Origin of the sequence: Lelliottia sp. AC1 (genome assembly GCF_023278595.1) — a bacterium.
In the GTDB taxonomy this organism is placed as follows: domain Bacteria; phylum Pseudomonadota; class Gammaproteobacteria; order Enterobacterales; family Enterobacteriaceae; genus Enterobacter; species Enterobacter nimipressuralis.
Genome location: NZ_CP025699.1, coordinates 200,746 through 225,981, shown reverse-complemented (window position 1 = coordinate 225,981; position 25,236 = coordinate 200,746). Strand labels below are relative to the sequence as shown.

22 protein-coding genes are annotated in these 25,236 nt (G+C 55.4%); 15 read left to right on the top strand and 7 right to left on the bottom strand.

The genetic code is table 11. The annotated features are described in order from the left end of the window. Positions 1 to 160: 160 nt before the first annotated feature. A complete protein-coding gene (locus tag C0560_RS01070; RefSeq protein ID WP_181827142.1) occupies positions 161 to 1,156 on the top strand; it encodes an acyltransferase in 996 nt (331 codons plus the stop codon). Here the strand turns inward: C0560_RS01070 and C0560_RS01065 are convergent. From C0560_RS01065 to xylA, 4 genes are all read right to left on the bottom strand, one after another. Further along, entirely contained in the window at positions 1,149 to 2,069 is a 921-nt protein-coding gene (locus C0560_RS01065; protein WP_248859452.1) for a GlxA family transcriptional regulator, read from the bottom strand. The two genes, C0560_RS01070 and C0560_RS01065, sit on opposite strands and share 8 nt — an antisense overlap. After that, positions 2,069 to 2,608, bottom strand: a complete 540-nt coding sequence (locus C0560_RS01060; protein WP_248859451.1) for a cysteine hydrolase family protein — start codon at positions 2,606 to 2,608, stop codon at positions 2,069 to 2,071. The genes C0560_RS01065 and C0560_RS01060 overlap by 1 nt, the downstream gene beginning before the upstream one ends. A gap of 104 nt (positions 2,609 to 2,712) precedes the next feature. Then, complete coding sequence (xylB, locus tag C0560_RS01055; RefSeq protein WP_248859450.1) at positions 2,713 to 4,167, bottom strand: xylulokinase; 1,455 nt, start codon at positions 4,165 to 4,167, stop codon at positions 2,713 to 2,715. Positions 4,168 to 4,275: 108 nt separating this feature from the next. Next, positions 4,276 to 5,598 (bottom strand): xylose isomerase, encoded by a 1,323-nt coding sequence (gene xylA, locus C0560_RS01050; protein ID WP_102105140.1) that lies wholly within the window; start codon positions 5,596 to 5,598, stop codon positions 4,276 to 4,278. 373 nt (positions 5,599 to 5,971) lie between these two features. On the opposite strand from xylA, the gene xylF reads away from it, so the two are divergent. The 4 genes from xylF (at position 5,972) to xylR (ending at position 10,939) form a co-directional block, all read left to right on the top strand. Further along, a complete protein-coding gene (xylF, locus tag C0560_RS01045) occupies positions 5,972 to 6,964 on the top strand; it encodes a D-xylose ABC transporter substrate-binding protein (protein WP_100778142.1) in 993 nt (330 codons plus the stop codon). Between the two features lie 70 nt (positions 6,965 to 7,034). Next, positions 7,035 to 8,576, top strand: coding sequence for a xylose ABC transporter ATP-binding protein (locus C0560_RS01040; protein WP_181827137.1), 1,542 nt, complete (start codon positions 7,035 to 7,037; stop codon positions 8,574 to 8,576). Further along, positions 8,554 to 9,735, top strand: a complete 1,182-nt coding sequence (gene xylH, locus C0560_RS01035; RefSeq protein ID WP_248859449.1) for a xylose ABC transporter permease XylH — start codon at positions 8,554 to 8,556, stop codon at positions 9,733 to 9,735. The genes C0560_RS01040 and xylH overlap by 23 nt, the downstream gene beginning before the upstream one ends. 25 nt (positions 9,736 to 9,760) lie before the next feature. Beyond that, positions 9,761 to 10,939, top strand: a complete 1,179-nt coding sequence (gene xylR, locus C0560_RS01030; protein WP_123429676.1) for a D-xylose utilization transcriptional activator XylR — start codon at positions 9,761 to 9,763, stop codon at positions 10,937 to 10,939. Between the two features lie 66 nt (positions 10,940 to 11,005). Here xylR and C0560_RS01025 read toward each other — a convergent pair whose 3' ends face one another. Continuing rightward, entirely contained in the window at positions 11,006 to 11,842 is an 837-nt protein-coding gene (locus tag C0560_RS01025; RefSeq protein ID WP_102105031.1) for a protein bax, read from the bottom strand. A 314-nt stretch (positions 11,843 to 12,156) separates the two neighbouring features. On the opposite strand from C0560_RS01025, the gene C0560_RS01020 reads away from it, so the two are divergent. Further along, positions 12,157 to 14,187, top strand: a complete 2,031-nt coding sequence (locus tag C0560_RS01020) for an alpha-amylase (protein WP_248859448.1) — start codon at positions 12,157 to 12,159, stop codon at positions 14,185 to 14,187. Between the two features lie 175 nt (positions 14,188 to 14,362). Further along, entirely contained in the window at positions 14,363 to 15,619 is a 1,257-nt protein-coding gene (gene avtA, locus C0560_RS01015; RefSeq protein WP_100778148.1) for a valine--pyruvate transaminase, read from the top strand. A gap of 61 nt (positions 15,620 to 15,680) precedes the next feature. Here the strand turns inward: avtA and yiaJ are convergent, their stop codons facing one another. Next, complete coding sequence (gene yiaJ / locus C0560_RS01010) at positions 15,681 to 16,496, bottom strand: IclR family transcriptional regulator YiaJ (protein WP_100778149.1); 816 nt, start codon at positions 16,494 to 16,496, stop codon at positions 15,681 to 15,683. A 226-nt stretch (positions 16,497 to 16,722) separates the two neighbouring features. Between yiaJ and yiaK the strand changes: the two genes are divergently transcribed. Genes yiaK through araD form a run of 8 tightly spaced genes read left to right on the top strand, consistent with a single transcriptional unit; the run spans position 16,723 to position 24,279 of the window. Beyond that, on the top strand, positions 16,723 to 17,721 hold the full coding sequence (gene yiaK, locus C0560_RS01005) for a 3-dehydro-L-gulonate 2-dehydrogenase (protein ID WP_248859447.1): 999 nt from the start codon (positions 16,723 to 16,725) through the stop codon (positions 17,719 to 17,721). 10 nt (positions 17,722 to 17,731) lie between these two features. Continuing rightward, on the top strand, positions 17,732 to 18,199 hold the full coding sequence (locus tag C0560_RS01000; RefSeq protein WP_181827134.1) for a YhcH/YjgK/YiaL family protein: 468 nt from the start codon (positions 17,732 to 17,734) through the stop codon (positions 18,197 to 18,199). 27 nt (positions 18,200 to 18,226) lie between these two features. Further along, a complete protein-coding gene (locus C0560_RS00995; RefSeq protein ID WP_248859446.1) occupies positions 18,227 to 19,153 on the top strand; it encodes a DUF4862 family protein in 927 nt (308 codons plus the stop codon). Between the two features lie 49 nt (positions 19,154 to 19,202). Next, positions 19,203 to 20,522: an MFS transporter gene (locus C0560_RS00990; RefSeq protein WP_100778153.1), complete on the top strand. Its 1,320-nt coding sequence runs from the start codon at positions 19,203 to 19,205 to the stop codon at positions 20,520 to 20,522. Between the two features lie 49 nt (positions 20,523 to 20,571). Next, positions 20,572 to 22,077, top strand: a complete 1,506-nt coding sequence (locus C0560_RS00985) for an FGGY-family carbohydrate kinase (protein WP_248859445.1) — start codon at positions 20,572 to 20,574, stop codon at positions 22,075 to 22,077. After that, positions 22,074 to 22,727: a 3-keto-L-gulonate-6-phosphate decarboxylase UlaD gene (gene ulaD / locus C0560_RS00980; RefSeq protein ID WP_248859443.1), complete on the top strand. Its 654-nt coding sequence runs from the start codon at positions 22,074 to 22,076 to the stop codon at positions 22,725 to 22,727. Before C0560_RS00985 ends, ulaD begins: the two co-directional genes overlap by 4 nt. 2 nt (positions 22,728 to 22,729) lie before the next feature. After that, positions 22,730 to 23,590, top strand: a complete 861-nt coding sequence (locus tag C0560_RS00975) for an L-ribulose-5-phosphate 3-epimerase (RefSeq protein ID WP_100778156.1) — start codon at positions 22,730 to 22,732, stop codon at positions 23,588 to 23,590. Further along, positions 23,584 to 24,279, top strand: a complete 696-nt coding sequence (gene araD, locus C0560_RS00970) for an L-ribulose-5-phosphate 4-epimerase (RefSeq protein WP_100778157.1) — start codon at positions 23,584 to 23,586, stop codon at positions 24,277 to 24,279. Before C0560_RS00975 ends, araD begins: the two co-directional genes overlap by 7 nt. Here the strand turns inward: araD and C0560_RS00965 are convergent, their stop codons facing one another. Next, on the bottom strand, positions 24,280 to 25,098 hold the full coding sequence (locus C0560_RS00965) for an AraC family transcriptional regulator (protein WP_181827128.1): 819 nt from the start codon (positions 25,096 to 25,098) through the stop codon (positions 24,280 to 24,282). Between the last annotated feature and the right edge of the window lie 138 nt (positions 25,099 to 25,236).

Genomic DNA, 25,236 nt, shown 5'->3' with positions numbered 1-25,236 from the left:
GCTGTTATTTTTAGTATTAAAACTTTATAGATTATGGCCCGGCATTCTGCGAATCTCGCGACTTTCGTTCAAGCGCGCCCAGGCAAACTCAGAATTATCCAGAGAGAGGCTAGCACACAATGACAGTCAGACCGTATTTACCACCAAAACAGAGGAACTGATGCAGTCAAAAATTAGCTGGATTGATAATTTGCGAGGGATAGCCTGTTTGATGGTCGTGATGATTCATACCACGACCTGGTACATCACCAATGCCCACAGCATCAGCCCAATGAACTGGGATATCGCCAATATCCTCAACTCGGCATCGCGCGTCAGCGTCCCGCTGTTTTTCATGATTTCCGGTTATCTGTTTTTCGGTGAGCGCAGCGCACAACCGCGCCATTTCCTGCGCATTGGCCTGTGTCTGCTGTTTTACAGCGCCGTGGCGTTGCTTTATATCAGCCTGTTTACGTCGATAAACGCCGAACTGTCGCTGAAGAATGTGCTGCAAAAACCCGTTTTCTACCATCTGTGGTTTTTCTTCGCCATCATAGTAATTTATCTGGTCTCCCCGCTGATTCAGGTCAAAAACGTCGGCGGGAAGATGTTGCTGGCGTTGATGGTGGTGATTGGCCTGCTCGCCAACCCTAATACCGTCTCGCAGAAAATAGGCGGCTTCGAATGGCTGCCGATCAATCTCTATATTAACGGCGACACGTTTTACTACGTGATTTACGGAATGCTCGGGCGGGCAATCGGTATGCTGGATACGCGCAAGCCTTGGCTGACGTGGCTTTGCGCCGCGCTGTTCATCGGGGCGGTGTTCGTGATCTCACGCGGAACCCTCTATGAGCTGCGCTGGCGCGGGAATTTTGCCGATACCTGGTATGTGTACTGCGGCCCGATGGTCTTTATCTGCGCCGTTTCGCTGCTGACGCTGGTCAAAAACACTCTAAACACGCGCCCGCTTCCGGTACTGGGGCTGATTTCACGCCACTCCCTCGGGATTTATGGCTTTCACGCACTGGTGATCCACGCCCTGCGCACGCGGGGACTTGAGCTGAAAAGCTGGCCGTTGCTGGATATCGTCTGGATTTTCACCGCGACGTTGCTCATCAGCCTACTGCTATCGATGCTACTGCAGCGCGTGGACACGCGCCGGTTTGTCAGTTGATTGCACGCTGCTTTGCCCGGTGAAACTGGCGTGGAGACGAAAACCCTGCGGCGATGGACGCCTGCTCCACGCCGCGCCCCTGCAATAGCCACTGCTGTGCAATCGCCAGCCGCAGCTGCTCCAGATAATCGCGCACGCTGATCCCCAGATGTTCCTGAAAAAGACGTGTTAAATGCCGGGGGCTGACATGCGCCAGAGCCGCAATATCGGCCAGTTGCCAGCCTTTTTGCGGTTCGGCGGTCAGCGCATCCTGCGCGCGATGGATGGCCGGGTGCAGATGATTACGATAACGCAGCCACGGCGAGAGCTGCGGATCGTCGCCCGAACGTCGGAACCACACCACCATTTCACGGGCGACGGCCAGCGCCTTTTCCGGCCCACACAGGCGGCTCATCAGGTGCAGAGTGAGATCAATCCCTGAGGTGATCCCGGCACTGGTCCAGATGTTACCGTCCTGCACAAAAATACGATTCTCTTTGATTAGCGCACCGGGGGCCGCGTCGCGAAGACGCCCGATAACATCGTGATGCGTTGTGCACTGCTTGCCGTTGAGTAAACCCGACGTCGCCGCCAGCAGTGCTCCGGAGCAAACGCACATAACGGTGATGGCCTGACGGTGAATCTCGGGCTGCAGGCGCATCAGCCAGTGCTGAACGCTCTGTGCCTGAGGCGTCGAAAACTGATGGCGCGAATCACTCACGCCCGGTAACACCAGCAAACTGCCTTCGGGCAGCGTCTCGGGAATAGGCGCAATTCCGCCCATCGTCAGGCCAATCGAGGTGGGGACCTCCGGCTGCGGGCCGATGTAGTGCAGGCGAAACGCATCGCCTGCCAGCACAAAGGTTTCTGCCGGGCCGGACATATCCAGCGCCAGCACTCCCGGCAACATCACAAACCAGACGTCGATACTCATCAGAGCGACTCCAGCGTCTCCGCCACAGTTTTAATTTCTGCAAAACGCCCGGCCAGTACCGTTTCGGTACGATGACGCAGCTCGTGGGTATCGAGCGTAATGCCCTTCCAGATCATCGGGAAGGTCAGCGTCGCTTCACTGACGAAGGTCACCGCATAGCCCAAATCCGAGGCCACTCGCGCGGTGGTTTCGCAGCACTGTTCCGTACGCAGACCACAGATGATCAGACGATTAATATGCCGTTCGCGCAACCAGTGGTCAAGGCCCGTATCGGTAAAGGCGTTATGCACATGCTTCTGGAAAACGACCGCAGGCTGATGACGTAAAAAGGACATCGGGGTGACATAACCGCTTTGCAGTGAGAACGGCCCGGTATCGTCGACATGGAAGATATCCACAACGGGGATATCGCGCGATTCACAGCCTTCAATCAGCCCCAGCATGGCCTGTTGAAATGCCTCAAAACCCTCTTCCTGCCAGTATTCACGATGATGGAACGACTGCTGAGTATCGATATTGATTAATGCGGTGCGCGACATGGTGATTCTCCTCGCCAGTGGGTATAACCCTATACTGACGAGGAGACGGCTCCACGAGAAGACCAAAAAAGGACATCCTCATGTTCCATTGGGACAACGTTGCCTTACGACATTAACGGCAAGAGCTGCTGATAGATTTTGCGGAACACTTCGCGCCGTTCGGCGTAGCGGCTATGACGCGCCGCATCCGGCTTATGTTCCTGCTCAAGCGTGAGCTGCGGAAGTAGCTGCGAAAGCGGTTGGTCCGGGTTCAGCCCAATCTGCGCCAGACGGGCTGCGCCCAGTGCAGGCCCTACGTCGCCACCGGTGCGATAATCAAGCTGCAAGCCGCTGATATCCGCCAGCATCTGCCGCCAGTAGCTGCTTCTCGCGCCTCCGCCGATGAGGGTAATGCTGGTCGGTTTAAGGCCGCAGTCGTGAACCACATCCATCCCGTCTGCCAGCGCATAGCCAACGCCCTCCAGCACCGCACGCGCCAGCTCAGCTGGGCCATGCTGATGTGTCAGACCAAAGAACACACCCTTCGCCTCTGGGTTGTTGTGCGGTGTGCGCTCACCGGAAAGATAGGGTAAAAACCACACGGCACCGGCATCCTCATTGGCCTGCTGGGCCGCCGCGATCAGCGCCGGAACGTCCTTAAGCCCCGTTAAATTTGCCGCCCAGTCAAGGCATGACGCGGCACTGAGCATCACCGACATCAGATGCCATTTCCCCGGCAACGCATGGCAGAAACTGTGTACGGCGCTTTCCGGATTGCTGCGATACCCGTCGCTGACGGCAAAATAGACGCCCGAGGTGCCTAACGACAGCATTGCCTGTCCGGCATCCACCATTCCCACGCCCACCGCCCCCACCGCATTATCGCCACCGCCCGCCACTACCGGCACGGCAGGCATATTCCAGCTTTCCGCAATCGACGGATTCAGCACGCCTGTAATTTCACTGCCTTCGAAGAGCGCAGGCATGTGATCGCGTGTCAGCTGGCAGGCATCCAGCATCGCCTCGCTCCAGTCGCGTTTGGCGACATCAAGCCACATCGTCCCCGCGGCGTCCGACATGTCGCTGGCGAAATCACCCGTCATGCGAAAACGCAGATAATCTTTTGGCAGCAAGACCTTCGCCACCTGCTTAAAAACGTCCGGCTCATGACGCTGGACCCACAGCAGCTTCGGTGCCGTAAAGCCCGGCATCATCAGGTTACCGGTGATTTGGCGAGACGTCGGCACCCGTTCCTCGAGGATGGCGCACTCTTCGGCGCAGCGGCCGTCATTCCACAAAATCGCCGGGCGCAGCACTCGGTGCGCGCTATCCAGCAGCGTGGCGCCGTGCATCTGCCCGGCAATCCCCAGCGCTTTTACCTCACGCAGACTGTGCAGTTCGCCCAGCGCTTTGATCACGCGATCCGTCGCCTGCCACCACTGTTCGGGGTCTTGTTCTGACCATAGGGGATGTGGGCGCGAAACGTGCAGCTTCTCAGTGTGTGAGGCCAGCACGTCGCCCTGCTCGTTTAACAGGATGGCTTTCACACCCGATGTGCCAAGATCAATCCCGATATACATTGCGGTGACTCCTTTAACAGAAACGCCCGGTGGCGCGAAGCGTACCGGGCCTACAATACCAATATTTTCCGTAGGCCGGGCAGGCTCAGCGCCGCCCGGCAACACTGGCTATTTATCGAACAAATAGTGATTGACCAGGTTTTCCAGCAATTCCTGGTGGCCGCTCTGATGGCTCGGCGCCAGGCTATGCTGTTCAGCGTACTTCGCGATCTCGGCAAGGGATAACTGCCCTTTCAAAATTTGCTGGCCGAGTTCACTGTTCCAGCCGGAATAGCGCTTCGCAACGCGTTTATCCAGTTCACCGTCTTCAATCATGCGGGCCGCCACTTTCAGCGCCAGCGCCATGGTGTCCATCGCGCCAATATGGCCGTAGAACAGATCGTACTTATCGGTACTCTGACGGCGTACTTTGGCGTCAAAGTTCAGGCCGCCGGTGGTAAAGCCGCCTGCTTTGATGATTTCGTACATCACCAGCGCATTCTCTTCCACGCTAATTGGGAACTGGTCGGTGTCCCAGCCGAGCTGCGGATCGCCACGGTTAGCATCGACAGAGCCAAAGATGCCCAGCGCGATAGCAGAGGCAATTTCATGATGGAACGAGTGCCCCGCCAGCGTGGCGTGGTTGGCTTCGATATTCACTTTGATCTCTTTTTCCAGACCAAATTGTTTGAGGAAGCCGTAGACCGTCGCCACGTCGTAATCGTACTGGTGCTTGGTTGGCTCCTGCGGCTTCGGCTCAATCAGCAAGGTGCCACGGAACCCGATTTTGTGTTTGTGATCGACCACCATCTGCATGAAACGGCCAATCTGCTCGCGCTCCTGACGAAGGTCAGTGTTAAGCAGGGTTTCATAGCCTTCGCGACCGCCCCACAGCACGTAGTTTTCACCGCCCAGCTGATGGGTGGCGTTCATAGCCGTCACCACCTGAGTGGCAGCCCAGCTGAACACTTCAGGATCAGGGTTAGTCGCCGCACCGGCACCATAGCGCGGGTTCGTAAAGCAGTTCGCCGTCCCCCAAAGCAGCTTGACGCCACTTTTCTGCTGTTTCTCGCCCAGATATTCCACCATCTGCGCAAAGTTGTTCAGATATTCTTTCAGCGAGGCCCCTTCAGGAGAGACGTCCACATCGTGGAAGCAGTAGTACGGGACGTTCAGCTTGTGGAAAAACTCGAATGCCACATCGGCTTTGCGCTTCGCCAGTTCCAGCGCTTCGCCAGGCTGCTGCCATGGGCGGTCAAACGAGCCGACACCAAACATATCCGCGCCATTCCAGCAGAAGGTGTGCCAGTAGCAGGCAGCGAAACGCAGGTGATCTTCCATGCGCTTACCGAGTACCAGCTCATCCGGGTTGTAATGACGAAATGCTAAAGGATTCGTGGATTTTGGGCCTTCGTAGCGAACGCGATCGAGTTGGTCGAAATAAGCTTGCATATTGAACTCCATAATCAAGAGGTGCGGCGAGTAATCGATAATGGAGTAATAGTGAATACTCATTGCAGCTTGCTCAATTACGTTATTTCACACTGCTATTGAGAGAATGCACAAACGTGCGCTGGCTCGCAAAAATAATACGCAAGCAAACGATTTTTCGGCGCTTATTCCAGAATCATGTGTAATTAATAAGTTGCGCATTTTAAAATCAGATCGCGGTCATAAATTCGCAAATAAACCAAATATCGTAATGAGAAGATAAAAATCTGTAATTGCCAGTTTGCCTTTCCCCGTTAAGAATTTGCTGCGTATCTGGCAGTGAATGATTCTTTTGTCTCAGCCTTACCACCCTACAGAAAAAGGTAAAATAATTATGACGATAAGAAACCTGTGCCTTACTCTCTGTGCTTCGCTACTGCTAACCAGCTTTGCGGGGCATGCAAAAGAAGTCAAAATCGGAATGGCCATTGACGACCTGCGCCTTGAGCGCTGGCAAAAAGACCGCGATATTTTTGTGAATAAAGCGGAATCTCTCGGTGCAAAAGTGTTTGTTCAATCTGCGAATGGCAATGAAGAAACGCAAATGTCGCAAATCGAAAATATGATTAACCGCGGCGTAGATGTGCTGGTGATAATTCCTTACAACGGCCAGGTGTTAAGTAATGTGGTAAAAGAGGCCAAACAAGAAGGAATTAAAGTCTTAGCCTATGACCGAATGATTAATAACGCTGACATTGATTTTTATATTTCCTTCGACAACGAAAAAGTCGGTGAAATTCAGGCGCAAAGTCTGGTCGACAAAGTGCCGCAGGGGAATTATTTCCTGATGGGCGGCTCCCCTGTTGATAACAACGCCAAATTATTCCGTGAAGGGCAAATGAAAGTCCTTAAGCCGTATATCGACGACGGTAAAATTAAAGTGGTGGGCGATCAATGGGCCGACGGCTGGCTGCCGGAAAATGCGCTGAAAATTATGGAAAACGCGTTAACCGCGAACAATAACAAAATTGACGCTGTGGTCGCTTCCAACGATGCCACTGCGGGCGGTGCGATTCAGGCGCTGAGTGCGCAAGGTCTGGCCGGTAAAGTCGCGATTTCCGGTCAGGATGCGGATCTCGCGGGCGTAAAACGTATTATTGCCGGCACCCAGACGATGACGGTCTACAAACCCATCACCGAACTGGCCACTACCGCTGCAGAAATCGCCGTTGAGCTGGGCAACGATCAGCAGCCTAAGGCCGATTCCAAACTGAATAACGGCCTCAAAGATGTTCCTGCCCGTCTGCTGACGCCAATCGAAGTCAACAAAGAGAACATTGATTCCACCGTCGTGAAAGACGGTTTCCACAAGAAAAGCGAACTGTAATCCCGCATCGCCCCTGCTTTGCGGGGGCATGTCGACTTGTACGATTTGACTCGGGTCATGTGGAGCAGTTATGCCGTATTTACTTGAAATGAAAAGCATTACCAAAGCCTTTGGCGCGGTGAAAGCCGTCGACAACGTGAGCCTGCGCCTGAACCCTGGCGAGATTGTCTCGCTGTGCGGTGAAAACGGATCTGGCAAATCCACGCTGATGAAAGTGCTGTGCGGCATATACCCGCACGGCAGCTATGACGGTGAAATCGTCTTTGCCGGTGAAACGCTGCAAGCCACGCACATTCGCGACACGGAGCGTAAAGGGATCGCCATCATTCACCAGGAGCTGGCGCTGGTGAAGCATCTCACGGTGCTGGAGAATATTTTCCTCGGTGCCGAGATCTCACGCTTCGGCGTGTTGGACTACGACACCATGACCCTGCGCTGTGAAAAGCTGCTGGCTCAGGTCAGCCTTCAAATTTCGCCCAATACCCGCGTCGGCGATCTGGGGTTAGGGCAGCAGCAGCTGGTCGAAATTGCCAAAGCCCTGAACAAACAGGTGCGCTTGCTGATCCTCGATGAACCTACCGCATCTCTGACTGAGCAAGAAACTGCGGTCCTGCTGGATATCATCCGCGACCTGCAGCATCACGGCATCGCCTGCATTTATATTTCTCACAAACTCAATGAAGTGAAAGCCATCTCGGACACCATCTGCGTTATCCGCGATGGACAACACATCGGCACACGAGAAGCTGCCGGGATGAGTGAAGACGACATCATTACCATGATGGTGGGCCGCGAACTCACCGCGCTCTACCCAAACGAACCGCACACCACCGGGGACGAAATATTAAGAGTCGAAAACCTGACCGCCTGGCATCCGGTTAACCGCCATATCAAACGCGTCAACAATGTCTCCTTCTCGCTGCGGCGCGGGGAGATCCTCGGCATTGCCGGGTTAGTCGGTGCAGGGCGAACCGAAGCGGTCCAGTGCCTGTTTGGCGTCTGGCCGGGCCACTGGGAAGGCAGCGTTTATCTCGACGGCCAGCTCGTACATATCAACAGCTGTCAGCAGGCCATCGCCCAGGGCATCGCGATGGTCCCGGAAGATCGTAAAAAAGACGGCATTGTGCCGGTCATGGCAGTGGGGAAAAACATCACCCTCGCGGCCCTCAACCAGTTTTCGGGTGCGCTAAGCAGCCTGGACGATGCGGCGGAACAGCAGTGCATTCTCCAGTCTTTAGCGCGCCTGAAAGTCAAAACCTCATCACCTGAGCTGGCCATTGGGCGGCTGAGCGGGGGTAACCAGCAGAAAGCGATTCTGGCGCGCTGCCTGCTTTTGAATCCACGCATCCTGATTCTGGATGAGCCGACGCGTGGAATCGACATCGGCGCAAAATATGAAATCTACAAACTCATTAACCTGCTGGTGCAACAGGGCATCGCGGTCATTGTTATCTCGTCCGAACTGCCCGAAGTGCTCGGCCTGAGCGATCGCGTTCTGGTCATGCACGAGGGCAAACTGAAAGCCAATTTGATCAACCAAAACCTGACCCAGGAACAGGTGATGGAAGCCGCCCTGAGGAGCGAACGTCATGTCGAAAAGCAACCCGTCTGATATCAAAGTCCCTTTGTCTGCACCAGGTTTGTTCTCGGGATTTAAAGCGTTGAACCTACAGGTTTTCGTCATGATCGCGGCCATTATCGCCATCATGCTGTTCTTCACCTGGATGACCGACGGTTCGTATTTAAGCGCGCGCAACATCTCCAACCTGCTGCGCCAGACGGCGATTACCGGCATTCTGGCAGTCGGAATGGTGTTCGTCATTATCTCTGCCGAAATCGATCTGTCGGTCGGTTCGATGATGGGGTTACTGGGCGGTGTCGCCGCAATCTTTGACGTCTGGCTCGGCTGGCCGCTGCCGTTGACGGTGGCCGTCACGCTGGTGCTCGGCCTGCTGCTCGGCACCTGGAATGGCTGGTGGGTGGCGTATCGTAAGGTGCCTTCATTTATCGTCACCCTGGCGGGGATGCTCGCATTTCGTGGCATCCTGATCGGCATCACCAATGGCACCACGGTTTCACCCACCAGCGCGTCGATGTCGCAAATTGGACAGAGTTATCTCTCCGATGGCGTTGGTTTTACCTTCGGCGCTATCGGCCTGATGGCATTCATCGCCTGGCAGTGGCGCGCCAGAATGCGCCGTCAGGCGCTGGGGCTCGCCTCAACACCTTCAACGTCGGTCGTTGGGAGGCAGGCGCTGACCGCCGTCATTGTGCTGGGCGCGATCTGGCTCCTGAATGATTATCGTGGCGTGCCGACACCCGTGCTGATTCTGACGCTACTGTTGCTGGCCGGTATGTTTATGGCGACTCGCACCGCTTTTGGCCGACGCATTTACGCCATCGGCGGCAATATAGAGGCCGCACGCCTTTCAGGGATCAATGTGGAGCGCACCAAACTCGCCGTGTTTGCGATTAATGGTTTGATGGTGGCCATCGCCGGGCTGATTTTAAGCTCGCGCCTCGGCGCCGGTTCTCCCTCTGCCGGTAACATTGCCGAGCTGGATGCTATCGCCGCGTGCGTCATTGGTGGAACCAGCCTCGCAGGAGGCATCGGGAGCGTTGCGGGCGCGGTGATGGGGGCATTTATTATGGCGTCGCTGGATAACGGAATGAGTATGATGGACGTTCCGACCTTCTGGCAGTATATCGTTAAAGGCGCCATTTTGTTGCTGGCGGTCTGGATGGACTCCGCGACCAAGCGACGGGCATGAGTCACTGATTTGGGAAAGATAAACCATGTTTGAGAAGCGTCACCGCATTACGTTGTTATTCAACGCCAACAAAGCCTATGACCGTCAGGTAGTTGAAGGCGTGGGTGAATATTTGCAGGCGTCGCAATCGGAGTGGGATATTTTTATTGAAGAAGATTTCCGCACCCGCATTGAAAACATCAAGGACTGGCTGGGCGATGGCGTGATCGCCGATTACGACGATCCCGTGATCGAGCAGTTGCTAACCGACGTCGACGTCCCGATTGTGGGCGTCGGCGGCTCATATCACTCGCCCGAAAAGTACCCTCCGGTCCACTACATCGCAACGGACAATCACGCGCTGGTCGAGAGCGCCTTTTTGCATTTAAAAGAAAAAGGGGTACACCGCTTCGCCTTTTACGGCCTGCCCTCCTCCAGTGGCAAAGGCTGGGCGATGGAGCGCGAATATGCGTTTTGCCAGATCGTCGCGCAGGAGAAATATCGGGGCGTGGTCTATCAGGGGCTGGAGACCGCACCAGAGAACTGGCAGCACGCGCAAAATCGACTGGCCGACTGGCTGCAAACCCTGCCGCCGCAAACGGGCATTATTGCCGTCACGGATGCCCGCGCGCGCCACGTGCTGCAGGTCTGCGATCATCTGCACATTCCGGTTCCTGAGAAACTGTGCGTCATTGGCATCGATAACGAAGAGCTGACGCGCTATCTGTCGCGCGTGGCCCTGTCGTCGGTGGCACAAGGGACGCGTCAGATGGGCTATCAGGCCGCGAAATTACTTCATCGTCTTCTGGATAACGCATCCCTGCCTCTTCAGCGCCTGCTGGTGCCGCCGGTTCGCGTAGTCGAGCGCCGCTCCACGGACTACCGCTCGTTAAACGATCCGGCGGTCATTCAGGCCATGCACTACATCCGTAACCATGCCTGTAAAGGCATCAAAGTGGATCAGGTGCTGGACGCGGTCGGTATTTCTCGCTCAAATCTGGAGAAGCGCTTTAAAGAAGAGGTCGGGGAGACGATCCACGCGGTGATTCACGCCGAAAAACTGGAGAAAGCCCGCAGCCTGCTGATTTCAACTTCGCTGTCGATCAACGAAATTTCGCAGATGTGCGGCTATCCGTCACTGCAGTATTTCTATTCGGTATTTAAGAAAGAGTACGACACCACGCCGAAAGAGTATCGGGAGCGGTATAGCGAAGTGTTGGTATAACGCTGTGGTAGCGCTGATTCAGCAAAGAAAAACGCCTTCCGATGGAAGGCGTTTTTTTGAGATGGCTTACATGTGAGCGGCAATTAAGCGCTGGTTATCCTGGTACATCGCAAACAGGTAGTTGTTGTAGCTCTGCCCCTGCGTTGAATACCCTTTCAGCTTGTGAATCATGGTACTCGCCGTCACTTCCTGGTCCGCTTTACGCAGCTGAGCGCGTGACTTACGGAACGAAGAGTAGGCCGGATGCGTGTTCAGGTTTACCACGTAGGCATTCACGGAATCTTTAACCGATTCGAACTGAGAATAGCCTTTCACTTTGCCTGGCGCGTTGTTACAGCGGCCTTTGGCGCACTTCATGCCGAAGAGATTGTTATTGTTACGCGCCAGTTTTGACGTGCCCCAACCACTCTCTGCGGCTGCCATGGTCGCGACCATGCTGCCTGGAATAATATCCACACGCTCAAGCAGTGAGTTCCACGGCACGCGGCGGGTATTACCATTCCAGCTCACCTTATAGCGCTTCGCGATGTCTTTCAGACGTGCGCGTTCGCTGGGTGACCAACGGCTTTCGTACTGTTTTGAAACCAGCCAGTTACGGTCTGCAGTAATTGCAGAATTTTGGCTTGTAATATAAGGCATTACCGTCCGGAGAAACGCTTTTTTCCTTGGTGTCCCGGAAGGGTATTTTCGCAAATCAGGAAGTGAACTGCTCTTTACACTATTGCGAGAATACTCTTGTTTACTGCTAACCTTAATCTTACTGCTACTGCTGGTCGTCTTTATGACGTGGGCTTTTTTACTCGTTGTATCCGTGTGCGTCTTCGCAAGCACCTCACCTGAAAATGTCACGGTGAGCAACATGAGTATCGTAGCCCCAAATCGTCGTATGGGAGTCGATATCATTAGGTCTCCTGGTCGGATATATGCATTCCAACACCTTATTTTTTTCACAAAATTGAGAGCGGAATCTCAAATCATATCAAAAATAGTCTTCAAGAGCATCCAAAGAAATAGTCTAATTCCGAAACTATGTCACCTGAAACTTGCTCACTTAACCATCATTTCTACAAATTTGTGTGCGATATCGCAGATAAACGCCTAATTTTGCGCGAGATCACTCACCCTTTCGACTCATCCCACCATAAAGCTCAGGGGGAGGAGTCAGCACGATAAACCTGATGGCACACTGGTTAAAATTGCCGCGACAGGAAAATGGAATGAAACGCTCCGCTTTAGCTCTTTTGCTACTGCCCGCGATAGCGAATGCAGACTGGTCATCTCCCGGCTTTTCTACCTTTAACGCCGAAGGCGCTGGGGTGTTCACAAGCCATGCAAAGCTCGCGAAGGGTACTCGTCCTCTGACCCTCAATTTTGACAATGCGTGCTGGCAGCCCACAAATCCCATTAAACTCAATGAGATGATGTCGCTTAAGCCCTGCGAGGGAACGCCACCTCAGTGGCGCCTGTTCCGCGAGGGCGATTATCAGATGCGCATTGATACGCGCTCTGGCACGCCAACGCTAATGTTGACGGTACAAAGTGCCGCAGAGAAACCCGTCGCAGAGGTCACACGCCAGTGCCCGAAATGGGACGGTAAACCGCTCACCATCGAGGTGAAAGACACTTTCCCGGAAGGCTCCGTGGTACGGGATTTCTACAGTCAGCAGACGGCCACCGTGCAGCAAGGGAAAATCACCCTGCAACCCGCCGCGAACAGCAACGGTCTGCTCCTGCTTGAACGGGCCGAAACCGATAAAGCCGCGCCATTCAGCTGGCAGAACGCCACCGTCTACTTTGTGCTGACGGACCGCTTCGTGAATGGCGATCCGTCTAATGACAACAGCTATGGCCGCCACAAAGACGGTATGCAGGAAATTGGCACCTTCCACGGCGGCGATCTTAAAGGACTCAGCAGCAAGCTCGATTATCTCCAGCAGCTTGGCGTCAACGCCCTGTGGATTAGCTCGCCGCTGGAGCAGATTCACGGCTGGGTTGGCGGCGGCACCAAAGGCGATTTCCCGCACTATGCCTATCACGGCTACTACACGCAGGACTGGACAAAACTCGACGCCAACATGGGCAGCGAAAACGATCTCCGCCACCTGGTCGACGAGGCGCACAAGCGCGGTATCCGCATTCTGTTTGACGTCGTGATGAACCACGTCGGCTACGCCACGCTTGCGGATATGCAGGAGTATCAGTTTGGCGCGTTGTACCTGCAGGGCGATGAATTGAAAAAAACGCTGGGCGAACGCTGGACCGACTGGAAACCCGCGCCCGGGCAAAGCTGGCACAGCTTTAACGACTACATCAATTTCAGCGACAAAGCCGGGTGGGAAAAGTGGTGGGGCAAACACTGGATCCGCACCGATATCGGCGATTATGACAATCCTGGCTTTGACGATCTGACCATGTCGCTGGCCTTTTTACCCGATCTCAAAACCGAATCGACCACCCCTTCCGGTTTACCGAATTTCTACCGCCACAAGCCGGACACCCATGCCGAAGCAATCGCCGGTTACACCCCGCGCAATTATCTTACCCACTGGCTCAGCCAGTGGGTGCGCGACTACGGCATTGACGGTTTCCGGGTGGATACAGCTAAACACGTTGAACTGCCCGCCTGGCAAGAGCTGAAGGATAAATCCACCCAGGCGCTGAAAGCGTGGAAGCACGCTAATCCGGACAAAAAGCTGGATGATGCCCCGTTCTGGATGACGGGTGAATCCTGGGGGCATGGCGTGATGCAAAGCGACTATTACCGCCATGGTTTCGATGCGATGATCAATTTTGACTATCAGGAGCAGGCCGCCAAAGCCGTCGATTGTCTGGCGGATATCGATGTTACCTGGCAGCAGATGGCGGAAAAGTTACAGAGCTTCAACGTCCTGAGCTATCTCTCGTCTCACGACACGCGCCTGTTCCGCGAAGGAGGCCAGCGCGCGGCAGAACTGCTGCTGCTCTCTCCGGGGTCGGTGCAGATCTATTACGGTGACGAATCAGCACGGCCATTTGGCCCAACCGGTTCCGATCCGCTGCAAGGCACACGCTCAGACATGAACTGGCAGGACGTCACCGGCAGCCAGGCTTCGGGCGTCAAACACTGGCAAATTCTCGGGCAGTTCCGGGCGCGCCATCCGGCTATTGGCGAAGGCACGCAAACCACCCTCTCCCTCGCGCAAGGCTACGGTTTTGTGCGCCAGCACCAGGACGATAAAGTGATGGTGGTCTGGGCCGGAAATCACTAACGCCTGCGGCGTCCCCTTCAAGCGGAGGGGACGTTCTTTAATCAGAATAATTCACCACACAAATACAAATCAGCAAAACAAAACAACGATCCGCCCCTCTTCCCTCGATTTGCACCCGCACGATGCTAGCGTTATGGTTACCCACTTTCATTATAAGAATGCCAGATCACCTGTTATGACGTTTTCACTTTTCGGCGATAAATTCACCCGCCATTCAGGCATTACCCGCCTGATGGAGGATCTCAACGACGGGCTGCGCACACCGGGCGCCATCATGCTCGGCGGGGGGAATCCGGCCCAAATCCCGGCCATGAACGACTACTTCCACAACCTGCTGGCGGAGATGCTACAAAACGGCAAAGCCACTGATGCGCTGTGCAATTACGATGGCCCGCAAGGCAAAACTGAGCTGCTGACGCTGCTGGCAGATATGCTGCGCGACGAACTGGGTTGGGATATCGAACCACAGAATATTGCACTGACAAACGGCAGCCAGAGCGCATTTTTCTACTTGTTTAACCTTTTTGCAGGACGTCGCGCCGATGGCAGCACCAAAAAAGTGCTGTTCCCGCTGACGCCGGAGTACATCGGCTATGCCGACTCCGGGCTGGAAGAGGATCTATTCGTCTCCGCTCGTCCTAATATTGAGCTACTGCCCGAAGGCCAGTTCAAGTATCACGTCGATTTTGAACACCTGCACATCGGCGAAGAGACGGGCATGATTTGCGTCTCACGCCCGACCAACCCGACGGGCAACGTCATCACTGACGAAGAGCTGATGAAGTTAGACGTGCTGGCCAATCAGCACGGTATTCCACTGGTGATCGATAACGCCTACGGTGTGCCGTTCCCCGGCATTATCTTTAGCGAAGCCCGTCCGCTGTGGAATCCGAACATCGTCCTGTGCATGAGCCTCTCGAAACTCGGCCTGCCGGGCAGCCGCTGCGGCATCATCATCGCCAATGAAAAAATCATCAGCGCCATCACCAATATGAACGGCATCATCAGCCTGGCGCCGGGTGGAATGGGCCCGGCCATGATGTGCGAAATGATTAAGCGCAACGATCTGCTGCGCCTGTCGAATGACGTGATAAAGCCGTTCTACTACCAGCGCGTTCAGGAAACCATCGCGACAATTCGCCGCTATTTGCCCGAAGATCGCTGCCTGATCCACAAACCGGAAGGGGCGATTTTCCTCTGGCTGTGGTTTAAGGATCTGCCGATCACCACCGAGCTGCTGTATCAGCGCCTGAAAAAGCGCGGCGTGTTGATGGTGCCGGGGGATTACTTCTTCCCGGGGCTTGATAAGCCGTGGCCGCATACGCATCAGTGTATGCGAATGAACTACGTGCCAGACCCAGAGAAAATCGAAGCCGGGGTGAAAATCCTGGCCGAAGAGATCGAACTGGCCTGGAGTGAAGGCGGCCACTAACGGCGTACCCGCAGAACAACAAAAAAAGGCCAGATTCTCCATCTGGCCTTTTTTTTAGCACTTATCCGCGCACGGTGAACCCAAGCTCTTGTGAAATCGCTTCAGCGGTTTCGCGCAGCGGTTTAAGCAGATTCTTTTCCCCCACCTGCTTCATGCGTGAGGTCGAAAGGGAAATCGAGATGGCATACGGCACCCGCCCGTGAATATCAAACACCGGGACCGCAATGCAGGATACCCCCAGTTCGTTCTCTTCTTTATCCATCGCCATGCTGCGGGAGCGGATCTCCTCCAGCTCGTCGTACATCGCACTCAGCTCGGTAATGGTATTGCGGGTCAGGGGCTGAATCTGCTCCTGATGGCTCTGCCAGTAGCTCGCCACGTAATCCTGATGGCCGAACGCCATGTAGATTTTCCCCATTGCAGAACAGTAGAGCGGCATGTGCTGGCCGATATAAGCGCGCGTGCGCAGCATCCCCGTCGTCGGTTCCAGCTTGTAGATCAGAATCGCATGGTCATCTTCCCGGCTGGAGAAGTTCACCGTTTCGCCCGTCACGATATTCAGATTTTCCAGATGGGGCGCCGCCACGTGAATGATATTGAGCGACGACAGCGCTTTTTGCCCCACGGCGATAAATTTCGTGGTCAGACGATAGCTGCCCGCCGCAGGCGCGGGGGTAACGTAGCCGCACGACTGCAAACCCTGCAGTAACCGATGCACGGTGCTTTTATTCAGGCCGGCAAGTTCAGATAAATGCGCAAGCGGACACCCGTTCGGATAGTTACTGAGAATTTCAATCAGCATCAGGCCGCGAAACAAGCTCTGGCTGCCTGCTGGCCTCTCTTTTTCTTGCGTCATCTCGCTCTCTTTCATGCTCATTACATCGTTCTCCGTTAATCGCGTCCTGATGGTAGCGCAAAGTGTGGTTCAGTTCACGATCTCAGCATTAAAAACACAATTCGTTGATTTTACTACATTTTGAAAAACATGAATGTCGTTGATCTGACAAAAATTGATCGCTATATTTGAAATCAGATTTCGCAATGTGAAATTTAGAGATAAAAAAGCACTCACACGCGCCCCTCATACGAACAGGAGAACAGGGATGAAAGTGACCTTTGACGAGTTGAAAGCAGCATTCAATCAGGTGCTGCTCAACCGTGGCGTCAAGGCAGAAACCGCCGATGCCTGCGCAGAGATGTTTGCGCGCACCACCGAATCAGGCGTCTATTCACATGGCGTTAACCGTTTTCCGCGTTTCATTCAGCAGCTGGACGCCGGGGACATCATTCCTGACGCGCAGCCGAAGCGCATCACCACGCTGGGAGCCATTGAGCAGTGGGACGCCCAGCGCGCCATCGGCAATCTGACGGCCAAAAAAATGATGGATCGCGCAACCGAGCTGGCCTCGGATCACGGAATTGGTCTGGTGGCGCTGCGCAATGCCAACCACTGGATGCGCGGCGGCAGCTACGGCTGGCAGGCCGCTGAAAAGGGCTATATCGGAATTTGCTGGACCAACTCTATCGCCGTCATGCCGCCGTGGGGCGCGAAGGAGTGTCGCATCGGCACCAACCCGCTGATCGTCGCCATTCCATCAAATCCCATCACCATGGTGGATATGTCGATGTCGATGTTCTCCTACGGCATGCTCGAAGTGAACCGTCTGGCAGGGCGCGAACTGCCGGTAGACGGCGGGTTTGACGACGAAGGTAATCTGACCAAAGAGCCGGGCGTGATCGAGAAAAACCGCCGCATTTTACCGATGGGCTACTGGAAAGGTTCCGGTCTGTCTATCGTGCTGGACATGATCGCCACCCTGCTGTCCAACGGGTCCTCCGTGGCGGAAGTGACGCAGGACAATAGCGATGAATACGGTGTGTCGCAGATCTTTATCGCCATCGAAGTGGACAAGCTGATCGACGGCAAAACCCGTGATGCCAAACTGCAGCGCATTATGGATTTCATTACCACCGCTGAACGCTCTGACGACGACGTCGCCGTGCGCCTGCCGGGGCATGAATTCACCCGTCTGCTGGAAGAGAACCGTCGCAATGGCATCACCATTGATGACAGCGTATGGGCGAAGATCCAGTCGCTGTAAGGAGTGACGTATGATATTCGGACATATTTCACAGCCCAATCCTTGCCGCCTGCCGCAGGCGATAGAACGGGCGCTCGCGTTTTTACGCACCACGGATTTCACCACGCTAGAACCCGGCGTGGTGGAGATCGACGGGCGCACTATCTTCGCGCAGGTTCTCGATCTCACCACCCGGCCGCATCACGAAAACCGCCCGGAAGTCCATCGCCGCTATCTGGATATTCAATTTCTGGCGTGGGGTGAAGAGAAAATAGGTTTTGCGATCGACACCGGTAATAACGAAATAAGCGAATCATTACTGGAACAGCGCGATATTATTTTTTATCGCCAGATGGAAAATGAATCACTGATTGAAATGATTCCGGGCAGTTACGCCATATTTTTCCCGCAGGATGTTCATCGCCCGCAATGTCATAAACACAAGGAGTCGGCCATTCGTAAAATTGTCGTCAAAGTGGCTGTCAGCGAATTAATGTAATTTTTCTGAATTAGACAGGAAAGCCAAATGACTCACACCGGTTTTATTATTGGTGCGTACCCCTGCGCACCCTCGTTTCACCAGAAAGGGGAACAGGAAGAGCGCGATTTCTGGCGTCAGTTAGCTGATACGCCCGATATTCGCGGTCTTGAACAACCGTGCCTGGACAACCTCCACCCGCTGGGGGATGAGTGGCTGTTTCGCCACACCCCAGGGGACTGGCAAATTGTGGTCACGGCGGTGATGGAAACCATGCGTCGGCGCGGCGCCAACGGCGGGTTTGGCCTGGCCTCCGCCGATGAAGATCAGCGTCGTGAAAGCGTGACATTTTATCGTCATCTGCTTGAGAAAATTGTCGCCGTTAACGCCCGCTTCCCCGGGAAAGTGATCGCCCTGGAAATGCAGGCCGCACCGCAGTCTGGCAACGCTTGCGTTGCGCAAGCCACCGAGGCGTTCTCTCGTTCGATGAAAGAGATCGCCGCCTGGGACTGGCCATGCGATCTGGTGCTGGAACACTGCGATGCCATGACAGGCCGCGCGCCACGAAAAGGGTTTCTCCCCCTTGAAAACGTTCTGGAGGTGCTGGACGACACGGATATCAGCGTCTGCATTAACTGGGCGCGCTCAGCCATCGAAGGGCGCGACACTGCACTGCCTGTCGCGCATGTTCAGGCCGCGCATAAGGCAGGAAAGCTCGGCGCACTGATGTTTTCTGGCACCACGGCGACGGGCGATTACGGCGACTGGCAGGATCTTCACGCACCATTTTCGTCGTTCTGCCCTGACAGTTTAATGACGCCTGAAAAAGTCACTGAGCTATTTACTGCGGCGAGCGCCGCAACATTGAAATTCTCCGGTATCAAATTACTGGAAATAAATGCTAATGCTGACGTCAGCCATCGCATTGCCATTTTGCGCGACGGCATTAGCGTTATGAAAAAAGCAGCACAATAAAAATAAAAACCTGTATTCCCGAGCCGATTACCTTAATGAGACATTAATTATGACTATTTCTTCTCGTGCTCTACATGCGGATATTCCGCGCCAACGCTGGTTAAGAATAATTCCCCCTATTCTTATCGCCTGTATTATCTCTTATATGGACCGTGTCAATATTGCCTTCGCCATGCCAGGCGGTATGGATGAGGAATTAGGGATCACCGCCACCATGGCGGGGCTGGCAGGCGGAATATTCTTTATCGGGTATCTGTTCCTGCAAGTTCCCGGCGGCAAAATCGCGGTGCACGGCAGCGGTAAAAAATTCATCGGCTGGTCGCTGGTGGCCTGGGCGGTGATCTCCGTGTTGACGGGCATCGTCACCAATCAGTATCAGCTGCTGGCACTGCGCTTTTTACTCGGTGTCGCCGAAGGCGGAATGCTGCCGGTGGTGCTGACCATGATCAGCAACTGGTTCCCGGACGCCGAGCGCGGTCGCGCCAACGCGATCGTGATTATGTTCGTACCCATTGCCGGGATCATTACCGCCCCGCTCTCCGGCTGGATCATTACGGCTCTCGACTGGCGCTGGCTGTTCATCATTGAAGGTCTGCTGTCCCTGGTGGTGCTGGTTCTCTGGACGCTGACCATCTATGACCGCCCGCAGGAGGCGAAGTGGATTTCCGCCGCCGAGAAAAACTATCTGGTTGAAACGCTGGCCGCCGAGCAGCGCGCTATCGCAGGCAAAGAGGTGAAAAATGCCTCGCTCGGTGCGGTGCTGTCGGACAAAACCATGTGGCAGCTGATCGCCCTTAACTTCTTCTACCAGACCGGAATTTACGGCTACACCCTCTGGTTGCCAACCATTCTGAAGGAGCTAACCCATTCGACAATGGGCCAGGTGGGAATGCTCGCGATTCTGCCGTATGTCGGCGCGATTGCCGGGATGTTCCTGTTCTCTTCCCTCTCTGACCGCACCGGCAAGCGCAAGCTGTTCGTCTCCCTGCCGCTGATCGGTTTTGCTCTGTGCATGTTCCTCTCCGTGGCGCTGAAAGAAAACATCTGGCTGGCCTACGCCGCGCTGGTGGGTTGCGGTTTCTTCCTGCAGTCGGCAGCGGGCGTCTTCTGGACCATTCCGGCACGTCTGTTCAGCGCAGAAATGGCCGGTGGTGCGCGCGGTGTGATCAACGCGCTTGGCAATCTTGGCGGCTTCTGCGGCCCTTACGCGGTAGGCGTGCTGATCACCCTTTACAGCAAAGATGCGGGAGTTTACTGCCTGGCGATCTCCCTGGCACTGGCCTCGCTGTTAGCGCTGCTGCTGCCGGCGAAATGCGATGCCGGCGCACAGCCCAATCCAACGGTGAATCCACACAAACGTGTGGCCTGAAAACGCCGGGTGGGCTGCGCTCACCCGGCAACGACAGAGAATCGCAAAGATGAGTGAAAAAGAGCCCTTCTGGCTGGGTATCGATTGTGGCGGTACTTATCTGAAAGCCGGTCTGTACAACAGCCAGGGTAAAGAACAGTGCATCGAACGGTGCGCGGTCGCCACCCTTAGCCCACGTCCGGGCTATGCGGAGCGCGATATGTCCCTGCTCTGGCAGCGCTGCCACGAAACCGTCGCCGCACTGCTCAAACGCACGGGTGTTCGTGGCGATCAAATCAAAGGCGTAGGCATCTCCGCGCAGGGTAAGGGGCTGTTTCTGCTGGATAAACAGGATCGCCCCCTGGGCAACGCCATTCTCTCCTCCGACCGGCGGGCGCTTGCGATCGTGCAACGCTGGCAGCAGGACGAGATCCCCGAAAAGCTCTACCCGCACACGCGGCAAACCCTGTGGACCGGGCACCCCGCCTCGTTGCTACGCTGGGTTAAAGAGCACGAGCCGCAGCGCTACCAGCAAATCGGCTGCGTAATGATGGCGCATGATTATCTGCGCTGGTGCCTGACGGGCAAAAAGGGCTGCGAAGAGAGCAACATTTCCGAATCCAATCTCTACAACATGAACACGGGCGCCTACGACCCGCAGCTCACCCGCTGGATTGGGATCGCTGAAATCGACGGCGCCTTGCCACCTATCGTCGGTTCAGCAGAAATTTGCGGTGAAATCACCTCTCAGGCAGCCTCCCTGACCGGTCTTGCGGCGGGTACGCCCGTCGTGGGGGGCTTGTTTGATGTGGTTTCCACCGCGATCTGCGCCGGGCTGCACGACGAGCACACGCTCAATGCGGTGATGGGCACCTGGGCCGTCACCAGCGGTATTGCGAATGGTATTCGCGATAACGAACCTTTCCCTTACGTCTATGGCCGCTACGTTCATCCGCAGCAGTACATCGTTCACGAAGCCAGCCCGACCTCCTCCGGCAATCTTGAATGGCTCACGGCACAGTGGGGCGAACTCTCTTTTGACGAGATCAACCAGGCCATCGCCAGCCTGCCGAAAGCGGCAAGCGACGTGTTTTTCCTGCCGTTTCTCTACGGCAGCAACGCCGGGCTTGAGATGACCAGCGGCTTCTACGGCATGCAGGCGATCCATACCCGCGCCCACCTGCTGCAGGCGGTGTATGAAGGGGTGGTGTTCTGTCACATGACCCACCTCAACCGCATGCTGGAGCGCTTTACCAATGTGTCTGCCCTGCGCGTCACCGGCGGCCCGACCCATTCCGATGTCTGGATGCAGATGCTGGCAGACGTCAGCGGCCTGGCGATTGAGCTGCCTCAGGTCGAGGAGACCGGCTGCTCCGGCGCGGCGCTGGCCGCCCTCGTCGGCACCGGGGTTTATCCCGACTTCTTTGCCGCGCAGCAAAATCTCAAACACGCCATCCGCGTCGTTGAGCCGGATATGCAGGCTCACGCGGCCTATCAGCACAAATATCACCGCTATCAGCAATTGATTTCAGCATTGCAGGGTTATCACGCCCGAATTAAGGAGCACGACCTATGAGCCGACCATTACTGCAGCTGGCGCTCGACCACACCAGCCTTCAGGCCGCCCAGCGCGATGTCTCGCTGCTGCACGACCATGTCGATATCGTCGAAGCGGGCACCATTTTGTGCCTGACGGAAGGCCTTTTAGCCGTTCGCGCGTTGCACCAGCAGTGCCCGGACAAAATCATCGTCGCCGACTGGAAAGTGGCTGACGCCGGTGAAACGCTGGCGCAGCAGGCCTTTGATGCGGGCGCAAACTGGATGACCATCATCTGCGCCGCACCGCTGGCAACCGTTGAAAAAGGCCACGCGGTGGCTGCCGCACGCGGGTGCGAAATCCAGATGGAGCTGTTTGGCAACTGGACGCTGGACGACGCCCGCGCGTGGCACCGCGTTGGAGTTAAACAGGCGATTTATCACCGTGGGCGCGACGCCCAGGCCAGCGGCCAGCAGTGGGGAGAAGAGGATCTCACAAGGATGAAAGCCCTGTCGGATATCGGCCTGCAGCTTTCCATCACCGGCGGCATCACCCCGGCGGATTTACCGCTGTTCCGGGAGATTAACGTCAAAGCCTTTATCGCCGGACGGGCGCTGGCAGGGGCCGCTAACCCACCACAAGTAGCACAGGCGTTCCACACACAAATCCGCGAAATCTGGGGAGAATAACCATGCGTCAGCATCCTTTAGGAATTTATGAGAAAGCGCTGTCGAAGGATCTCTCCTGGCCGGAGCGTCTGGTGTTAGCCAAAAGCTGCGGCTTTGATTTCGTCGAAATGTCGGTGGATGAAACCGACGAGCGCCTCTCACGGCTGGAGTGGAGCACCACGCAGCGCGCCTCGCTGGTCGAAGCCATGCTGGAAACCGGCGTCGCCATTCCGTCCATGTGCCTGTCGGCGCACCGCCGTTTTCCGTTTGGCAGCCGCGATGAAACCGTGCGCCAACGCGCTCGCGAGATCATGACCAAAGCGATCAAACTGGCCCGCGATCTGGGTATCCGCACCATCCAGCTGGCGGGTTACGACGTCTATTACGAAGAGCACGACGCGGGCACGCAGCAGCGTTTTGCCGAAGGGCTGGCGTGGGCGGTGGAACAAGCCGCCGCCGCGCAGGTGATGCTGGCAGTGGAGATCATGGATACCGCGTTCATGAACTCCATCAGCAAGTGGAAAAAGTGGGATGAGATGCTCGCCTCGCCGTGGTTTAGCGTCTATCCGGATGTGGGCAACCTGAGTGCCTGGGGCAACGATGTCACCGCCGAGCTGACCCTCGGCATCGACCGAATCGCCGCCATCCACCTGAAAGACACCCAGCCCGTTACCGAACAAAGCCCGGGACAGTTTCGCGATGTGCCGTTTGGCGAGGGCTGCGTCGATTTTGTCGGCGTGTTCAACACCCTGAATCAGCTCAACTATCGCGGGGCATTTTTAATCGAAATGTGGACCGAAAAAGCGAAAGAGCCGGTCCTGGAAATTATCGAAGCGCGGCGCTGGATCGAAGCCCGCATGCAGGAAGGAGGCATGACATGCTAGAGCAACTCAAAGCGGAGGTCCTGGCCGCTAACCTGGCGCTGCCCGCCCACCAGCTGGTGACATTTACCTGGGGCAACGTCAGTGCAGTCGATCGCGAAAGCGGTCTGATGGTCATCAAACCCTCTGGCGTCGAATATGACGTCATGACCGCAGACGACATGGTGGTGGTGGAGATCGCCACCGGCAAAGTGGTGGAAGGCAGCAAAAAGCCATCGTCCGACACGCCGACGCATCTGGCGCTTTATCGCCGTTACCCGGAGATTGGCGGCATCGTCCACACCCACTCGCGTCACGCGACTATCTGGTCCCAGGCCGGGCTGGATCTCCCCGCATGGGGCACCACCCATGCGGACTATTTCTATGGCGATATTCCCTGCACGCGGCTGATGACGCCCGCAGAAATTGCGGGCGAATATGAGTATCAGACCGGGGAGGTGATCATCAAAACCTTTGAAGAGCGCGATCTAAGTCCGATGCAGATCCCCGCGGTACTGGTCCACTCCCATGGTCCGTTTGCCTGGGGTAAAGATGCCGCCGATGCGGTCCATAACGCCGTGGTGCTGGAGGAGTGCGCTTATATGGGACTTTTCTCGCGCCAGCTGACGCCGCAGTTGCCGGTCATGCAACAAGAGCTGCTGGATAAACACTATCTACGCAAGCACGGGGCGAATGCCTATTACGGCCAGTGATCAGCCGGAATTAATATGCTCCTTACAATACCGCCGTTTCCAGACGGCGGGTGTTAGTCCGGTGTGTTTGCGAAAGATCTGGCGAAAATACCCGACATCATTAAAGCCGCAGCGATTGGCCACCTCCGTAAGTGAGGACGCGTCATCAAGCAGCAGTTTCTCCGCTGAGCGGACGCGCTGGCGATGGATCGCCTCGGTCAACGTTAAATGAAAGGTGCGACGAAACACGCGCCCCAGATAATCCGCATTACAGTGCAGCTCTTTTGCCAGCTGCGAGGTCGAAAGGGGCAGATGAAATTGCGTGCGGATAATTTGTTTGGCTCTCCACGCGATCGACGTGCCTGCTTCGTCCTGAATTTCCTCGTTTCCCACCGAAAACGAAATTTGCTGCAAAATCAGCAGCAGCATTAATTCCAGCGCCACGCTTCGCTGTAATTTCTCCTGCTCCGTCAGGAACTGACGGAAAAGAGACACCACATAAGAAGCCTCACGAACACGGCAATGTTGTTCGATGGCGAGCTGCGTAAAAGCGTCTGGCCTGTGCGGCTCAGCCGCAACGTCAAAATGCAGCCAGTAAAACCGCAAATCGGCCGGGAAATCTTCGGTTCCCACGTGGCGACGGTTGGGCCATAAAACCAAACTCTCACCCGCTTTTACCTCGAAAACCGTATTTTCCTCCTGAATCGTTAACGTCCCTTTTTCGACAAAGATGATTTCCCACGAGGTTAATTTACGGGCGGGATGACGCCCAACGCCCCGGGAAATAAATAACCCGCCGTTTTGAACGTGAATCGGAAGCGCTATGGATAATTCGAGCATCGGTATTCAATTTCCCGCTTTAAATCATATTAATATTCATCTTTCACGTTGATTATTAATGAATAATTGTATTTACGCCCGATCGAAATCACATTTTCATCATCAGGTCGGAATCGTCATCTTTTTATACTTTTCCCT

Bases quoted from the DNA above. Each gene is read 5' to 3' on its own strand.
- C0560_RS01070 (WP_181827142.1), top strand. From the start codon at position 161: ATGCAGTCAAAAATTAGCTGGATTGATAATTTGCGAGGGATAGCCTGT.
- C0560_RS01065 (WP_248859452.1), bottom strand. From the start codon at position 2,069: ATGAGTATCGACGTCTGGTTTGTGATGTTGCCGGGAGTGCTGGCGCTG.
- C0560_RS01060 (WP_248859451.1), bottom strand. From the start codon at position 2,608: ATGTCGCGCACCGCATTAATCAATATCGATACTCAGCAGTCGTTCCAT.
- xylB (WP_248859450.1), bottom strand. From the start codon at position 4,167: ATGTATATCGGGATTGATCTTGGCACATCGGGTGTGAAAGCCATCCTG.
- xylA (WP_102105140.1), bottom strand. From the start codon at position 5,598: ATGCAAGCTTATTTCGACCAACTCGATCGCGTTCGCTACGAAGGCCCA.
- xylF (WP_100778142.1), top strand. From the start codon at position 5,972: ATGACGATAAGAAACCTGTGCCTTACTCTCTGTGCTTCGCTACTGCTA.
- C0560_RS01040 (WP_181827137.1), top strand. From the start codon at position 7,035: ATGCCGTATTTACTTGAAATGAAAAGCATTACCAAAGCCTTTGGCGCG.
- xylH (WP_248859449.1), top strand. From the start codon at position 8,554: ATGTCGAAAAGCAACCCGTCTGATATCAAAGTCCCTTTGTCTGCACCA.
- xylR (WP_123429676.1), top strand. From the start codon at position 9,761: ATGTTTGAGAAGCGTCACCGCATTACGTTGTTATTCAACGCCAACAAA.
- C0560_RS01025 (WP_102105031.1), bottom strand. From the start codon at position 11,842: ATGATATCGACTCCCATACGACGATTTGGGGCTACGATACTCATGTTG.
- C0560_RS01020 (WP_248859448.1), top strand. From the start codon at position 12,157: ATGAAACGCTCCGCTTTAGCTCTTTTGCTACTGCCCGCGATAGCGAAT.
- avtA (WP_100778148.1), top strand. From the start codon at position 14,363: ATGACGTTTTCACTTTTCGGCGATAAATTCACCCGCCATTCAGGCATT.
- yiaJ (WP_100778149.1), bottom strand. From the start codon at position 16,496: ATGAGCATGAAAGAGAGCGAGATGACGCAAGAAAAAGAGAGGCCAGCA.
- yiaK (WP_248859447.1), top strand. From the start codon at position 16,723: ATGAAAGTGACCTTTGACGAGTTGAAAGCAGCATTCAATCAGGTGCTG.
- C0560_RS01000 (WP_181827134.1), top strand. From the start codon at position 17,732: ATGATATTCGGACATATTTCACAGCCCAATCCTTGCCGCCTGCCGCAG.
- C0560_RS00995 (WP_248859446.1), top strand. From the start codon at position 18,227: ATGACTCACACCGGTTTTATTATTGGTGCGTACCCCTGCGCACCCTCG.
- C0560_RS00990 (WP_100778153.1), top strand. From the start codon at position 19,203: ATGACTATTTCTTCTCGTGCTCTACATGCGGATATTCCGCGCCAACGC.
- C0560_RS00985 (WP_248859445.1), top strand. From the start codon at position 20,572: ATGAGTGAAAAAGAGCCCTTCTGGCTGGGTATCGATTGTGGCGGTACT.
- ulaD (WP_248859443.1), top strand. From the start codon at position 22,074: ATGAGCCGACCATTACTGCAGCTGGCGCTCGACCACACCAGCCTTCAG.
- C0560_RS00975 (WP_100778156.1), top strand. From the start codon at position 22,730: ATGCGTCAGCATCCTTTAGGAATTTATGAGAAAGCGCTGTCGAAGGAT.
- araD (WP_100778157.1), top strand. From the start codon at position 23,584: ATGCTAGAGCAACTCAAAGCGGAGGTCCTGGCCGCTAACCTGGCGCTG.
- C0560_RS00965 (WP_181827128.1), bottom strand. From the start codon at position 25,098: ATGCTCGAATTATCCATAGCGCTTCCGATTCACGTTCAAAACGGCGGG.